Below are 14,830 nucleotides of genomic sequence, written 5' to 3'. Positions count from 1 at the left end.
GATAGAACTATATCACGAAATGTAAGCGATTTCATTATGTAACGTAAAAAAAGTGAGAGAAGTTGGTAACTTTCTCCCACTTGAATGCTGAAACCCGTTTTTGGATTAAAAAATCAATGGCGTGTCAGAGATTTCTTTGCTTGTCTTGGACGGATTTTAACCACGTATCAATTTGTTGATATAACGCTTCACGTTTTCCTTCGTTCCACAAGACATGGTCAGCAAGACGTTTTTTCTGTTCGATGTCGAGTTGTGAATCGATTCTTGCCTGGGCCTCTTCCGCCGACAGTTGATTCCGTTCCATCAACCGTTCTTTTTGTAAAGACGCGTTGCAATAGACGACAACGACTTGATCCACGAGCTGTTTCCAGTCCCCTTCGAGCAACAACGGAATATCAAATACAATCAAGGAATGCCCTGATTGTTCATACTGACTGGCCAGTTCAAGCATCTGTTCTCTGATCTTCGGATGCATCAACTTGTTTAACAGTAATCGTTTTTCATTATCGTGAAAAATGATATCCCCCAACTTGGACCGGACCAGCTGTCCGTCGATAAAAGCCGTCGGAAACGCTGCTTTGACTTCCGGATAAGCCAGTCCCGTTGGTTCGATGACCTGCCGTGCCACGAGGTCGGCATCGATGACAGGGATGTCCTGTTGTTTCAGGTAAGCAGAGACGGTGCTTTTCCCCGTTGCGATGCCTCCCGTCAATCCGACTCTCATAACGCAACCTGTTGGCACGTCGGACAGAAGTGCGTCCCTCGTCCGCCGACCTTGATTTTTTCAATCGCTGTTCCGCACCGTGGACACGGGGCACCGGTTTGCCCGTATACCGCCAGTTGCAACTGAAATTCTCCTTTTCCGGTCGGTGACACATAACTCCGAATCGTGCTTCCCCCACTGTCGACGGCTTTTTGCAAGACCTCGACACCGGCGACATGAATCCGCGAGATATCGTCGAGTGTCAGTGCGCCCGCTTTCGTCAGCGGATGGACCCGTGCCGCAAACAACGTTTCATCAACATAGATGTTTCCCAATCCTAAAAAGATCGATTGATCGAGCAATGCGGTTTTAATCGGACTGCGTTTTTTTCGAATCAGATTTTCAGCCAAGACTTCGGCTGTGAACGTCGGATCAAACGGTTCCCGCTCGAGTTGGGCAAGCGGCGGAACCTGCATCGCCGTCTCTTTATCCCGTAGCTCCATCGTCCCGAATTTCCGGACATCGTTATAATGTAATTCCGAACCGTCCGTAAAGCGGAAGATGACATGGGTGTGTTTGTCCTTTTCGATCGCTTGCGGATAAGGAAAATACTTTCCTTCCATCCGCAAATGACTGACGAGATAAAAACGTTCGAATGAAAACAGCAAAAATTTCCCGCGGCGGTCGACCCGCTCAATCCGTTCTTGATGTAACGCATCAACGAACGGGGCAACGTCCATCCCGCGAATCATCTTCGGATGAAACACTTTTACAGAAGAAATCGTTTTTCCGGAGACCGTCCGTTCCAAACTTCGTCTGACGGTCTCGACTTCAGGTAATTCAGGCAACTTATTTCCTCCTCTGGCAACTTCTTATTTTGTTTCGTACCACGAATGTCCTGCATCGCCATCCACGCGTAACGGAACCGACAAGTCGACCGTCTGCTCCATCGCTTGTTTGACCAACGTTTTTAAAGCATCCAATTCTTCGTCCGGAGCCTCAAAAATCAATTCATCGTGTACTTGCAGTAACAGGCGAGCCTGCAACGGCGATGCTTCCAGCGCCGCATGAACATCAAGCATCGCTTTTTTGATGATATCGGCCGCTGATCCTTGAATCGGTGTATTGATTGCTGTCCGTTCCGCAAACCCTCGTAAATTAAAGTTTTTCGAATTGATGTCCGGAATGTTGCGACGGCGGTTCATCAGTGTTTCGACAAATCCATTCATTCTCGCCTTCTCGATCGCCTCATCCATGAACAACTTGATTTGTGGGAAGAGTTCGAAATAACGATCGATGAAGTCTTGCGCTTCCTTCCGGGAGATGTTCAAGTTTTGCGACAACCCGTAATCACTGATGCCGTAAATGATGCCGAAGTTGACCGCTTTCGCTTGACGACGCATATTCCCTGTCACATCGTTTGGCGCGACGCCAAATACACTGCTGGCAGTTTGTGTGTGAATATCCGCATCGTCTAAGAAGGCTTGGACCAGTGTTTTATCTTCCGACATATGTGCCATGACCCGCAACTCGATCTGTGAATAATCGGCGGCATAGAGCGACCAACCGCTTTCACTCGGAACAAAGGCTTTGCGGATTTTCCGACCCTCTTCGATTCGAACCGGAATGTTTTGCAAGTTCGGATTGACGGAACTGAGTCGTCCGGTCTGGGCAATCGTTTGGGCAAAACGGGTATGGATTTTCCCGTCTTCTTTGATGACTTTCTGCAATCCTTCGACGTATGTCGATTGTATTTTTTGCAACTCACGGTACAACATGATGTGGTCGATGACCGGGTGCAACGGTCGCAATTTTTCCAGTACGTCAGCTGCCGTCGAGTAACCGGTCTTCGTTTTCTTGAAGGCGGGCAACTCCAGTTTCTCAAACAGGATGACGCCCAGTTGTTTAGGTGAGTTGATGTTAAATTCTTCTCCGACTTCACCGTAAATCAGTTGTTCTAAATCCGTTAATCGTCCCCGGAGATCTTCCTGCATGTCCTGTAATGTCGCGACGTCTACGCGAATGCCTGTCCACTCCATCTCAGCGAGGACACCGGACAACGGTCGCTCTAACGTCTCGTACAGTTCGAACTGTTGATTGGCTTTCAGTTCTTCTTTCACTTTCGGGAACAACAGCTCAATCATCCGTGCTTTTTCCGCCAGGTACGGATGCAACAACTCGTCTGTCGGAGCGAGACGTTTCGCGCCTTTCCCTAAGACGGCTTCTTCGTTTGGTGCCATCAGCATATAATGTCCCGCGATTGATGCGAGTGTCGTACCGCCGCTTAAGTTCAGTAAATAGCCGGCGAGCAATAGATCGTCAAAAGCCGTTAATTTTAGATCATGTTTCCGTAAGGCAAAGGCAACTTGTTTCGCATCGAGGCAGATCTTTTGATGATCCGACTCGATCCAGGCACGAAATGCCGGATCATTCACGAGTTCCGGGGAAGCCACATAAATCTGATCCGGTGTTGCGATCCCGAACCCGATGATGTCTTCTTCCATATAATCTTCCCGTAATTGTTCGACGACGAGCACAGCATCCGTCACGCCTTCTGGAAGCGAAGTAATGGTTTGAACGTTCAACTGTTCTTTATCCGCTTCCTCGACGACCGGCGCAAACCGGTTCGTCAAGGATTTGAAGCCGAGCGACTGAAACAGTGAGTACGGCACTTGTGTATCGACATCACTGATCTGTAAGTCATCGAGCGTGACATCAAGCGGGACGTCGAGCTTGATCGTCGCAAGTTCCTTCGACAGCCGTGCCAATTCTTCGTTTGCAATGACTTTCTCTTTTTGTTTTCCTTTTAAGTCCTCGACATGTTCGTATAGTCCTTCGACCGAACCGTAGGCAGAAATCAATTTGATGGCCGTTTTTTCACCGATTCCCGGAACACCTGGAATGTTATCGGATTTATCGCCCATCAATCCTTTCAGGTCAATCATCTGCATCGGCTTCAACCCGCCATAAGTTTCGGCAAACAGTTCCTCCGTCATACAGAGGACGTCTGTAATGCCACGTTTTGTAATCAACACTTCGACTTGATCCGTCACGAGTTGAAGTAAATCCTTATCTCCCGTCACGATCCGGATGCGTTCAGCCGGCATCGTCTGTGCCAATGTTCCGATTAAATCATCAGCTTCATAGCGGTGGAGTTCCATCATCTGAATCCCGAGCGCCTCACAGATGTCGCGGACGATCGGAAATTGTTCCCGAAGTTCAGACGGTGTTTTTTCCCGGCTGCCTTTGTACTCCTGATAGACATCATGCCGGAACGTTTCACTCGAAGCATCGAATGCGACAAGCATATGTGTCGGTTGTTCTTCCTCCAGTAGCTTCAGTAACATCATCGTAAAACCGTAAGCCGCATTCGTGTTGCGTCCTTGCGCGTCCGTCATCGGCGGCAAAGCAAAAAAAGCTCGATATGTGAGTGAATTCCCATCAATTAATAAAAGTTTGTTTTCCATCATCTACGCCCCTTTGGAAGATTTTCTGTTCTTATTGTATCACTCTGCACACATTTGTTCGCTAAAAAGCCAACAAAAAATGACGACCGGCTAAAAAGCCGATCGTCTTGGCGTATCCTGACATGGGAGCTGAACCAGTCGGGACACAGATGATGAAGAAGGTATCTTTAGCATACGATTCCTCTGTAAAGGGAGTGTGAACCCTTATCCCTTTTTCGGTAAACGAATCGTAAAGGTCGTTCCTTCGTTTTCTTCTGATTCGACTTCAATCGTTCCGTGATGAAGATCGATGATATGCTTGACGATCGCGAGTCCAAGACCGGTACCGCCCGAATTTCGACTCCGCGCCTTATCCACGCGGTAAAATCGTTCAAAAATCCGTTGCGTTTCTTTCGGATGAATCCCAATCCCGTCGTCTTGAATCCGAAGCATAACCTCTTCCTCGCCGTCCTCCAGACTAATCCAAACATTTCCTCCGTTCGGCGTATAGTTGAGTGCATTCGCGACAAGATTGACGACGACCTGCTTCAAACGGTTTAAGTCTGCCCGTATAAACACTTCTTCTTCCGTTTCAAGATGAATCGTCATCTGCTTTTCGGCTGCCTTGCGGCGTAATAACGTTTCCGTTTCGCGAATCAAACTCGTCACATCAACAATCGTCGTCTCCAGCTGATAATTGTCCTGTTCGAGACGAGACAACTCGAGCAAGTCCTCGACGAGCGTCTGCATCCGTTCCGATTCGTCGTGAATGATGTTCAAGAATTGTTCCCGGATTTCCGGGACATCTTGTGCCCCATCCAGTAAGGTTTCGGCAAATCCTTTGATGGACGTCAACGGCGTCTTCAACTCATGACTGACGTTCGCTACAAAATCTTTGCGCATCTGTTCCAATTTTTTAATTTCCGTAATGTCGTTGAATACAACCGTCGTTCCTTGGACACGACCGTTCTTTCCGAAAATCGGTGCAGCACTGACCATGAAGGTCCGGCTGTTTAGTCCAAACCGGACACTCGATTGTTTCCGGTTTGGTTTCTCCGTCAGATACACATCTTCAATGACTTGACTCATTTTTTCATTCGGTAAGACACGGTAATACAGTTTCCCATTTGATTTTTCATGGATGTTAAACATCTCCCGGTACGTCCGATTGACAAGCAACACGTATCCTTTCTCATCAATCAACATCAGACCGGCACCCATGTATTCAATCAATGACTCAAGTCTTGCCCGTTGCATCGCTTCACCGGAAGAAGCATTCTCTAAATTCCGGGCCAGAAGATTAATCGATTTCCCGAGGTCACGCGATTCATCCGGTGCGGTGAGCTCATAAACACGCGATTTGTAATTCCCGTGAGACAGCTCGTATAAGACTTCGGTCGCTTCGGCAATCGGACGGAGAAAACGTTTCGTCGAACTGTAAACAGCAAAAAAGATAATACAGAACGAGGTAATCAGTGACAGGACGATGACCGTCCAAATGCGGGAATAGATGATATCCAAGTCTTTTGTATACCGGATTAAACTGATATAGACTTCACGGTCATCTGCGGTTGCGACCGGCTTCGTATATTGAAGACTCGTCTCGTCGACCTTTGATTCAAACGTCCCCTCATCGGGGATGGCAGAAAAATTGATGGCACGGACGTTCAATTTGGTCACATCAATCGGTGTACCGGCAATGATTTCTCCCCGTGAATTAAAGAGGATCATGTCAAAATTCGACTCGGCATACAGCTTGTCTACATACTGGGCCATCTCCGAAACTGAACGATCCCGCAAAATTGTTTCCACGAGCGCTGTCTCATCCGTCAACTTTTCCTTCTCGTTATTGACATAAAATTCTTTAAAGGACTGACCGAGTAACACCCCTAAGGCAATCAGAACCAAACTGATGAAGGACAGCATTTTTAAAATAAATCGTTTGCGGTATTTACTCATTCCGCCTTCGGCTCCTCCATCTTATACCCGAGTCCGCGGATCGTCTTAATGTAAATCGGTTTTTTCGTATTCGGTTCAATCTTTTCACGGACATGACTGATATGGACATCGACGATACGTGTATCCCCAACAAAGTCATAATTCCAGATCGCAGACAATAATTGATCCCGTGTCAGCACACGTCCCTTATTTTTCGCGAGATACACCAATAATTCAAATTCCTTTGGTGTCAATTCCAATCGTTCGTCCGCTTTAAACGCCTCATAATTGTCTGGAACGATTTTTACATCTCCGATGAGAATCGTCCCATCCGTCACCTCTTCCGTGACCGTTTGCTGATTCATCCGGCGTAAAATCGCTTTGACACGTGCCACGACCTCACGGGGACTGAACGGCTTCGTTAAATAATCATCGGCGCCCAGTTCGAGTCCGAGTACTTTATCAAATTCGTCATCTTTTGCGGTCAGCATCAAGATTGGTGTATTGATTTTTTGTTGGCGTAATCGTTTACAGACTTCTAGTCCATCGAGTTCCGGCAACATAAGATCGAGTACAATCAATGCCGCGTCTTGTTTTTCAGCTAATTTCAGACCTGTCATTCCATCATGAGCCGTTTCGACTACAAATCCGGCTTGTTCTAAATTAAATTTCAAAAGTGTGGCGATTGAGAGTTCATCATCAACAACGATTATTTTATCTTTCAAAACAGTTGGCCTCCTCAGCGCGTTTCATCTTTGAATGAGGAATTCCGTGGAATCCACTTCTTCTGTCTTCATCTTAACGACTTTCGCTACTAAACCACAAATCTTTCTGTCGTTTCTTTACATAATCTTTAAGGTCGTACACGTTCTTCCAGTAGTTTCCCGTGTTGAAACAACAAAATTGGGGAAACAGTTACATATCGTCATCATGTGGAGGAATGAATATGGAATGGAACAACCCGTTATTTGCAGCAATCACCGCTTGGTTTATTGCCCAAGCCGCAAAACTCGTCACCGGTCTAATTAAGACTAAGAAATTTGATCTTGAAATTATGTTTGCCTCAGGCGGCATGCCTAGTTCACATAGTTCGACTGTTGTCGCACTGGCTGTCGTGATTGGTTTTCAAGAAGGCTTCGGCTCATCGCTGTTTGCGCTCGCTACGATTTTCGCCGTCATCATCATGTATGATGCGACCGGAGTCCGTCAGGCCGTTGGTCTTCAAGCCAAACTGCTGAATGATTACTTCAAAGGAATCCGTCATGAAACACCGCTGCTCAACGAATTGGTGGGACATACCGAGTTCCAGGTCTTCGTTGGTCTGTTGCTTGGTCTAGCCGTTGGTTTCCTCTGGCCCGTGCTGTTCTTTTAATCTGTGACGCGTACCGGATAAATCAAAGAAATGTCTTCATACAAAAGACCGCTTCCGATATTCGAAGCGGTCTTTTTACTAGTTTCCGTTATGGTTTTAAGATGACTTTGATACATCCGTCCGCATGATCGTTAAACGTTTGATAAGCATGAGCAGCCTGTTCCAAATCAATTTTATGGGTGATGATATCGGTTGGATCAAATTCTTGATTGATGATTTTTTGGAACAATTCCGGCATCAGATGAACGACCGGTGCTTGCCCCATCTTCAACGTGATGTTTCGGGTGAAGAAATCACCGAGCGGGAATTGATTGTATTTTTTCGCATAGACCCCTGTCAGTTGGACCGTTCCGAATTTCCGGACAGCGTCTTTGGCGATATTGATTGCACTCAATGTCCCGCCCTGTAATCCGATCTTTTGTTCCACTTTTTCAAGCGCGGACATCTTCCCGTCAAATCCGACACAATCAATGACAACGTCTGCCCCGCCCTGTGTCAGTTCTTTTAAATATTGACCTGTTTCCTGATGATCTTGTAAGTTGACGGTCTCGACCCGATTCGTCATCTTCGCATGATTCAGACGATACACTTGTTCATCGACCGCAATGACCCGCTTTGCTCCTTGCATCCAGGCGAATTTCTGTGTCATCAATCCGACAGGTCCTGACCCCAAGACGACGACGGTATCCCCTTTCTTGACCCCTGAATTGATGACGCTCCAGTACGCTGTCGGGATAACATCCGACAAAAACAACAACGCTTCGTCTTCCAGTTCACATGATTCAGGCACGACAAGCGGCATGAAGTTTCCAAACGGGACTTTTAAGTACTCTGCTTGTCCACCGGGATGTCCGCCGAATTCTTCCGTAAATCCAAAATAGCCGCCTGTATCGACGTGTGGGTTCCCATTGGAATTATCACACTGACTCTCCATATCGTGATCACAGTAGAAACAATGACCACACGCGACATTAAACGGTAAGACAACCCGGTCGCCCCGCTTGACCTTCGTCACGTCAGGACCCACTTCTTCGACGATCCCCATCGGTTCATGTCCAATGACATAATCCTTTTTCGCCGGCATGTTTCCTTGATAGATGTGCAAATCTGACCCACAGATGGCAGTAGACGTAATCTTGACGATGATATCATCATTTTTCTCAATCGACGGATCCTGTACATCTTTCACTTCGACATTTTTTGTACCTTGATAAGTGACAGCGCGCATGGTGGTTCCCCCTTTGATTTTTCAAAAATAGCGTACTTTATTCGTTTACCCCAAATAAGCAGCATTTATGTTACATGTTTTTTACAAAAAGAGGGACCTCAAGCAAAGTCACCCACCCGTTCATTGATTTTATTCACTTCAAAAAATCCATACAAAAAAGATGAGCCCGATTTAATAATCGAACTCACCTTTCTATCATACTTTTAAAAATCATTGCTTCACAGAAGCGAAAGAACGGAACGGACCGTCGAAACGGATTGATCGAGTGCCTGCTTCTCTGCCGGGCTGAGTTCCAGTTCCAATACTTGTTCGATCCCATTCCCACCTAAAACAGTCGGAACACCCAAGTACAAGTCCTCGTACCCATATTCGCCTTCGAGGTAGGCAATCGCCGGTAAAATCCGCCGTTGATCCTTCAGGATGGCTTCCACCATCTCGACGATCGCTGCCGCTGGTGCGTAATACGCCGAACCGTTCCCAAGTAACTGAACGATTTCACCGCCGCCTTTTCGTGTCCGTTCGACGATGGCAGACAACCGTTCCGGTGTCATCAGTTTCTCCAGCGGAATTCCACCCGCGTAGGAATACCGTAACAACGGAACCATATCGTCCCCATGCCCGCCGAGCACGAATCCGGAAATATCCTTGACCGATACATTCAGCTCCATCGCAACAAACGCTCTGAAGCGGGCCGTATCGAGCACACCGGATTGTCCGATGACCCGTTCTTTCGGAAAACCGGACGCTTGAAAGACGGTATACGTCATCGCGTCGACAGGGTTCGTCAAGACGATGATGATTGATTCCGGGGCATGGGTCACGATTTCTTTCGTGACCGCTTTCATGACGTTTGCATTCGTACTGACAAGATCTTCGCGACTCATCCCGGGTTTTCTGGCAATGCCGGCCGTAATGACGACGATGTCAGAACCTTCGATGTCTTGATAGTCTGATGTCCCGTTAATCCAGGCATCAAAGCCTTGGATTGGGGCCGTTTCCTGCATGTCGAGCGCTTTGCCTTTCGTAGCGTTTTCCTGTTGCGGCATATCGACGAGCACGATATCCCCCAGCTCTTTTTGAGCCAGATAAAGTGCTGTCGTCGCTCCAGTAAATCCACTGCCGATGACCGAAATCTTTTTCCGTCGATTCATTGCCCAGTCCCCCTAGTCAAGATTGTATTACATATTCTTGATGAGTTCATCTGCGAATTCAGAACATTTCACTTCTGTCGCACCATCCATGAGACGTGCGAAGTCATACGTGACCACTTTTTCTTCGATTGATTTTTCCATCGATTGGATGATCAAGTCTGCTGCTTCATTCCAGCCAAGGTGACGGAACATCATTTCGCCTGAAAGAATAACAGAAGACGGGTTTACTTTATCGAGTCCAGCATACTTCGGTGCCGTACCGTGAGTCGCTTCGAAGATGGCATGACCTGTCATGTAGTTGATGTTCGCACCTGGTGCGATTCCGATACCACCGACTTGCGCTGCAAGTGCATCCGAGATGTAATCTCCGTTCAAGTTCATCGTTGCGACAACATCGAATTCTTTTGGACGCGTCAAGATTTGTTGTAAGAAGATATCTGCGATTGAATCCTTAACGATCAACTTACCAGCAGCTTCTGCTTCTGATTGTGCTTTGTTCGCCGCGTCAGTACCTTCTTCTTCTTTGATGCGGTCGTACTGGTTCCATGTGAAGACGTGTTCTGCGTACTCACGTTCTGCAAGTTCATAACCCCAGTTCTTGAAAGCACCTTCTGTGAACTTCATGATGTTTCCTTTGTGAACGAGCGTCAATGAAGCACGTTTGTTTTCAAGAGCATACTCAATCGCCGCACGAACAAGGCGTTCTGTTCCTTCTTTTGAGATCGGTTTGATTCCGAGACCTGACGTTTCAGGGAAACGGATTTTGTTGACACCCATCTCTGTTTGAAGGAAGTTAAGTAATTTTTGCGCTTCTTCGCTACCTGACGCATATTCGATTCCTGCGTAGATATCTTCTGTATTTTCGCGGAAGATGACCATGTCTGTATCTTCTGGACGTTTGACTGGTGAAGGAACACCTGTGAAGTAACGAACCGGGCGAAGACATGTATACAAATCAAGTTCTTGACGAAGTGCAACGTTAAGTGAACGGATTCCGCCGCCGACTGGTGTCGTGAGTGGTCCTTTGATGGCAATGATGTGTTCACGGATCAGATCAAGTGTTTCTTCCGGAAGCCAGTTACCTGTTTTATTGAAGGCTTTTTCTCCAGCGTAGACTTCTTTCCACTCAATCTTCTTCTCGCCGTTGTATGCTTTTTCGACAGCAGCGTCGAAGACACGAACTGCAGCATTCCAGATATCAGGTCCAGTGCCATCACCGATGATGAAAGGAATGATTGGAGCGTTTGGTACGTTGAGTGTGCCGTTTGTTACCGTGATGTTTTCGCCTTGAATTGTAGCCATTTGTAAAATCCCCCTTGAATATGATTGATGTCATCAAAAAGCAGGAGAGGATTTCTCCTCTCCATCTTTTTTAACGTTCGTTCATGGACACGTATGTCCGGTGTGTTTCACCAATATAATCGGCGCGTGGACGAATGAGGCGGTTGTCACTATACTGCTCTAAAATGTGCGCTAACCAACCTGACATACGACTGACGGCAAAGATTGGCGTAAACAATTCCGTATCAAGTCCAAGTGCATGGTATGTGGAAGCGGAATAGAAATCGACGTTCGGTTTCAATCCTTTTTCCGATTGGACGATCTGATCAATCTTCACTGACATCTCGTACCATTTCGGTTCTCCGATTTGTGCCGTCAACTGGCGGCTCATTTCCTGGAGATGCTTCGCACGCGGGTCGCCGTCCTTATAGACACGGTGACCGAAGCCCATGATTTTTTCCTTGTTCTTAAGTTTATTATGAACATACTCGTCAACCTTTTCAACTGAATCAATTTCAAGCAACATGTTCATGACCGCTTCGTTCGCTCCACCGTGAAGTGGACCTTTGAGTGCGCCCATCGCTGCCGTGACACCAGAATAGACATCTGATAACGTCGCGACGCAGACACGTGCCGTAAACGTCGATGCATTCAGTTCGTGATCCGCATGCAGCACAAGCGCTTGGTTAAAGGCTTTTTCTGCTACTTCTGTCGGCTCCTCGCCTGTCAGCATATAAAGGAAGTTTGCAGCATACGAGAGTCCTGGTTTCGGAGCAATCGGTTCCTGTCCTTTTTTGATTCGCGCATACGCCGTGACGAGTGTTGCAATCTGCGCTTGGAGTTTGATGGCTTTAGCGTAATTCGCCTCCGTCGACATATCCTCTGCAGACTCATCATATAATGCGAGTTGCGATAAGGCAGTCCGAATGGCAGACATCGCATTAGCGGTTTTTGGCGCCACTTTTAATGTCTCAAGTACTGCAGGTGCAACGGTCGCTTCAGAAATCAACGCTTCTGACAGTTGCTTCAGTTCCTCTTCTTTTGGTAAGCGGTCATTCCAAAGCAAAAAGACCACTTCTTCGAATGAGGCGTGCTCCGCCAAATCATCAATTGTATAGCCACCATACGTCAACTGACCATCAATGATCGAACTGATCTTCGATGCTGTCGCGACGATTCCTTCTAAACCTTTTGTTTGTGTCATACAAAAATCCCCCTTTTTTTCCCCCAGAAATTTAAAACGCTTTCATTTCCGTATTGAAAAAAAGACGTCTACGCAAGAGTCGTTCCCCACGTTGAACCGTTTGCTCTTGAATAGACCATCTTGTTTCTGTCCTTAGTATAAACAAAATTAACCAAAAAGTGAACGAACTTGCATACTATTATCAAAAAATTAATTCCAAAGTGTGTAGTTCTTCGACTTAACCACTGATTAACTTGACGATGATGTCCCACATTCCGATGATAAGCGCCGCAATCCCTGCTCCGATCAATGGCCCAACCGGAACTCCTTGGAACACGCCAACCGCAAGAATCGTCCCGGCAAGCAAGGCCGTCGTGACGAGCGGATCTTCCTTCATCAATCCGACACCGTGTGCGGCGATGATGGCGACGAAAATTCCCGACAAGAAAGAAATGATCCCGATATGTCCCCGAATGCTGTTCAGCAGTTCTTTAAACCCGATATCACCGGTTGCAATCGGAACGAGAATGGCCGCTGTAATTAAGGTGACGCCCCAGGTGATCCCTTTCGCCTGTAAAGACGGAAACAGACGACCATCTAAGCCGATTGCTTTTATGATCAGTAAGAAAGCTGCTGCAATGATCAAGGATTTATTTTGGGCGATGACACCAATTAAGACAAGGCCAATCAAAAACAGATACGCTTCCATATGAATCCCCCGATTTGAAAAACGGACATGGCTTTCGCCACATCCGTTTCATTGATTATGCGTTGTACAATTTACCAGTTAACGGATCAATTGAAATCTGTTGACCATCCGTGAAGATTGTCAAGGCGTTTTCAACACCGACGATGACTGGTTTACCGAGTGAAGGACCAACGATTCCAGCATGGCTTGTCAATCCGCCGTCTACTGTGATCATCGCTGCAGCAAGCTCGATTGCAGGCATCATGTCACGGTCTGTTGAGTTCGTAACAAGAATCATGCCTGGTTTCGCTTTTGCGTTTGCTTCTTCTGCGTTGTGGGCGATGACGACTTCACCGACGACACCACGTTCACCGATTCCACGACCGTTAGCGATTTCTTTACCCACGATGTGAATTTTCAACATGTTTGTTGTACCTGCTGTAAGAGCCGGAATTCCTGCAGAGATGACGACGAGGTCACCATCTGTGACGAATCCTGCTTCTTTAGCTGTATCAGCAGCAAGTGTCAACATGTCATCCGTGTTGTCTGACAGGTGATCGACGACGATTGGATAGACACCCCATACGATGTTAAGCTGACGTGCGACACGTGCGCTTGGTGTGACAGCAACGATGTTTGGTTCTGGACGGTATTTTGAAATCCGTGCCGCTGTATAACCAGACTGTGTTGGTGTCAAGATGGCTTTTGCATCCAAGTTGATTGCCGTATGCGTAACCGCTTGAGCGATTGCATCCGTCACTGTATGTTCGCTACGTGTTTGACGATCTTTCAAGAGCATCTTGTAGTCGAGCATTTTTTCTGTCCGTTTTGCAATCGTGTGCATCATTTGAACAGACTCGATCGGGTAATCCCCAGCTGCTGTTTCGCCTGAAAGCATGATCGCATCTGTTCCATCAAGAATCGCATTAGCAACGTCTGATGCTTCTGCACGAGTTGGACGTGGGAAACGTTGCATCGAGTCGAGCATCTGCGTTGCTGTGATGACAGGTTTACCGTAGTCATTACAAATTTTGATGAGGTCTTTTTGTGTTGGTGTAACTTCTTCTGTTGGAATCTCGATTCCAAGATCACCACGTGCGACCATCAAACCATCAGAAATCGCGATGATTTCTTCGATGTTGTCGACACCTTCTTGGTTTTCGATTTTCGGGAAGATTTTAATGTGGCTTGCATTGTGTTTTTCGAGCAATTGACGGATCGCAACGACGTCAGATGCACGACGTACGAATGAAGCCGCAATCAAATCGATGTCGCTTTTGATTCCGAATTCGATATCCGCGATATCTTTATCTGTCAAAGCAGGCAAGTTAACTTTTACGTTTGGTAAGTTAACCCCTTTTTTCGTTTTGATGATTCCTTCGTTTTCAATGTCACAAAGAAGTTCACGGTTCGCAAGTTTTTCTGCAACACGGAGTCCGATCAATCCATCATCCAACATGATCATTGAACCTACTTCGACATCGTCATATAAACCGTCATATGTCACAGAGAATTTATCCGCTGTTCCGACGATTTCATTTGCGTCGCCGCTGACGACGATGACTTGTTTACCGCGTACGAGAAGTGCTTTTCCTTCTTCAAACGTATGCGTCCGGATTTCAGGACCTTTTGTGTCTAAAAGAATCGTGACTAATTTGTTCGCTTCTTCTGCTGCACGACGGATATCTGTGATCCGAGCACCATGCTCTTCGTAGTCACCGTGTGAGAAGTTAAGACGAGCGACGTTCATACCTGCTTCAATCATTTCTGGAAGACGTTTTTCTGACGCCGGTCCAATCGTACATACAATTTTAGTTCTGCGCATATTCCATAAACCTCC

General features: G+C 46.8%; 12 protein-coding genes. 1 reads left to right on the top strand and 11 read right to left on the bottom strand.

Annotation, left to right across the window (positions count from 1 at the left end; all coding sequences use genetic code 11):
• Positions 1-124: 124 nt before the first annotated feature.
• The 5 genes from coaE to KNP87_RS00165 all read right to left on the bottom strand — a co-directional run bounded on the left by coaE (position 125) and on the right by KNP87_RS00165 (position 6,812).
• Positions 125-724 carry a dephospho-CoA kinase gene (gene coaE / locus KNP87_RS00185; protein WP_026832349.1) on the bottom strand — a complete coding sequence of 200 codons (600 nt, stop codon included), beginning with the start codon at positions 722-724 and terminating at the stop codon, positions 125-127.
• Positions 721-1,551: a DNA-formamidopyrimidine glycosylase gene (gene mutM, locus KNP87_RS00180; protein ID WP_026832348.1), complete on the bottom strand. Its 831-nt coding sequence runs from the start codon at positions 1,549-1,551 to the stop codon at positions 721-723. Before mutM ends, coaE begins: the two co-directional genes overlap by 4 nt.
• Before the next feature lie 24 nt (positions 1,552-1,575).
• Positions 1,576-4,173, bottom strand: a complete 2,598-nt coding sequence (gene polA / locus KNP87_RS00175; RefSeq protein ID WP_214720526.1) for a DNA polymerase I — start codon at positions 4,171-4,173, stop codon at positions 1,576-1,578.
• Between the two features lie 201 nt (positions 4,174-4,374).
• Positions 4,375-6,108, bottom strand: a complete 1,734-nt coding sequence (gene pnpS, locus KNP87_RS00170) for a two-component system histidine kinase PnpS (RefSeq protein ID WP_214720525.1) — start codon at positions 6,106-6,108, stop codon at positions 4,375-4,377.
• Entirely contained in the window at positions 6,105-6,812 is a 708-nt protein-coding gene (locus tag KNP87_RS00165; protein WP_026832345.1) for a response regulator transcription factor, read from the bottom strand. The genes pnpS and KNP87_RS00165 overlap by 4 nt, the downstream gene beginning before the upstream one ends.
• Before the next feature lie 215 nt (positions 6,813-7,027).
• Here KNP87_RS00165 and KNP87_RS00160 point away from each other — a divergent pair, with 215 nt between their 5' ends.
• Positions 7,028-7,459, top strand: a complete 432-nt coding sequence (locus tag KNP87_RS00160) for a divergent PAP2 family protein (protein ID WP_369877521.1) — start codon at positions 7,028-7,030, stop codon at positions 7,457-7,459.
• An 88-nt stretch (positions 7,460-7,547) separates the two neighbouring features.
• On the opposite strand, the gene KNP87_RS00155 is transcribed toward KNP87_RS00160, so the two are convergent.
• The 6 genes from KNP87_RS00155 to pyk all read right to left on the bottom strand — a co-directional run bounded on the left by KNP87_RS00155 (position 7,548) and on the right by pyk (position 14,815).
• The gene (locus KNP87_RS00155; protein WP_026827745.1) at positions 7,548-8,687 is read right to left on the bottom strand and encodes a zinc-dependent alcohol dehydrogenase; all 1,140 of its coding nucleotides are present in this window, start codon (positions 8,685-8,687) and stop codon (positions 7,548-7,550) included.
• A 218-nt stretch (positions 8,688-8,905) separates the two neighbouring features.
• Positions 8,906-9,838 (bottom strand): malate dehydrogenase, encoded by a 933-nt coding sequence (mdh, locus tag KNP87_RS00150; RefSeq protein WP_214720524.1) that lies wholly within the window; start codon positions 9,836-9,838, stop codon positions 8,906-8,908.
• Between the two features lie 27 nt (positions 9,839-9,865).
• Complete coding sequence (gene icd / locus KNP87_RS00145; protein WP_026832342.1) at positions 9,866-11,140, bottom strand: NADP-dependent isocitrate dehydrogenase; 1,275 nt, start codon at positions 11,138-11,140, stop codon at positions 9,866-9,868.
• 70 nt (positions 11,141-11,210) lie between these two features.
• A complete protein-coding gene (gene citZ, locus KNP87_RS00140) occupies positions 11,211-12,323 on the bottom strand; it encodes a citrate synthase (RefSeq protein ID WP_026832341.1) in 1,113 nt (370 codons plus the stop codon).
• Positions 12,324-12,540: 217 nt separating this feature from the next.
• Positions 12,541-13,017, bottom strand: coding sequence for a DUF441 domain-containing protein (locus KNP87_RS00135; protein ID WP_199700010.1), 477 nt, complete (start codon positions 13,015-13,017; stop codon positions 12,541-12,543).
• Positions 13,018-13,066: 49 nt separating this feature from the next.
• Entirely contained in the window at positions 13,067-14,815 is a 1,749-nt protein-coding gene (pyk, locus tag KNP87_RS00130) for a pyruvate kinase (protein WP_026832339.1), read from the bottom strand.
• Positions 14,816-14,830: the final 15 nt, after the last annotated feature.

Source organism: Exiguobacterium sp. s192 (assembly GCF_018618795.1).
Taxonomy (GTDB): domain Bacteria; phylum Bacillota; class Bacilli; order Exiguobacteriales; family Exiguobacteriaceae; genus Exiguobacterium_A; species Exiguobacterium_A undae.
This window is presented reverse-complemented; position numbering and strand designations above follow the sequence as displayed.

Coding starts and splice junctions, on each gene's coding strand:
- icd (WP_026832342.1), bottom strand. CDS start 11,140: ATGGCTACAATTCAAGGCGAAAACATCACGGTAACAAACGGCACACTC.
- pnpS (WP_214720525.1), bottom strand. CDS start 6,108: ATGAGTAAATACCGCAAACGATTTATTTTAAAAATGCTGTCCTTCATC.
- polA (WP_214720526.1), bottom strand. CDS start 4,173: ATGATGGAAAACAAACTTTTATTAATTGATGGGAATTCACTCACATAT.
- pyk (WP_026832339.1), bottom strand. CDS start 14,815: ATGCGCAGAACTAAAATTGTATGTACGATTGGACCGGCGTCAGAAAAA.
- coaE (WP_026832349.1), bottom strand. CDS start 724: ATGAGAGTCGGATTGACGGGAGGCATCGCAACGGGGAAAAGCACCGTC.
- KNP87_RS00160 (WP_369877521.1), top strand. CDS start 7,028: ATGAATATGGAATGGAACAACCCGTTATTTGCAGCAATCACCGCTTGG.
- KNP87_RS00155 (WP_026827745.1), bottom strand. CDS start 8,687: ATGCGCGCTGTCACTTATCAAGGTACAAAAAATGTCGAAGTGAAAGAT.
- mdh (WP_214720524.1), bottom strand. CDS start 9,838: ATGAATCGACGGAAAAAGATTTCGGTCATCGGCAGTGGATTTACTGGA.
- citZ (WP_026832341.1), bottom strand. CDS start 12,323: ATGACACAAACAAAAGGTTTAGAAGGAATCGTCGCGACAGCATCGAAG.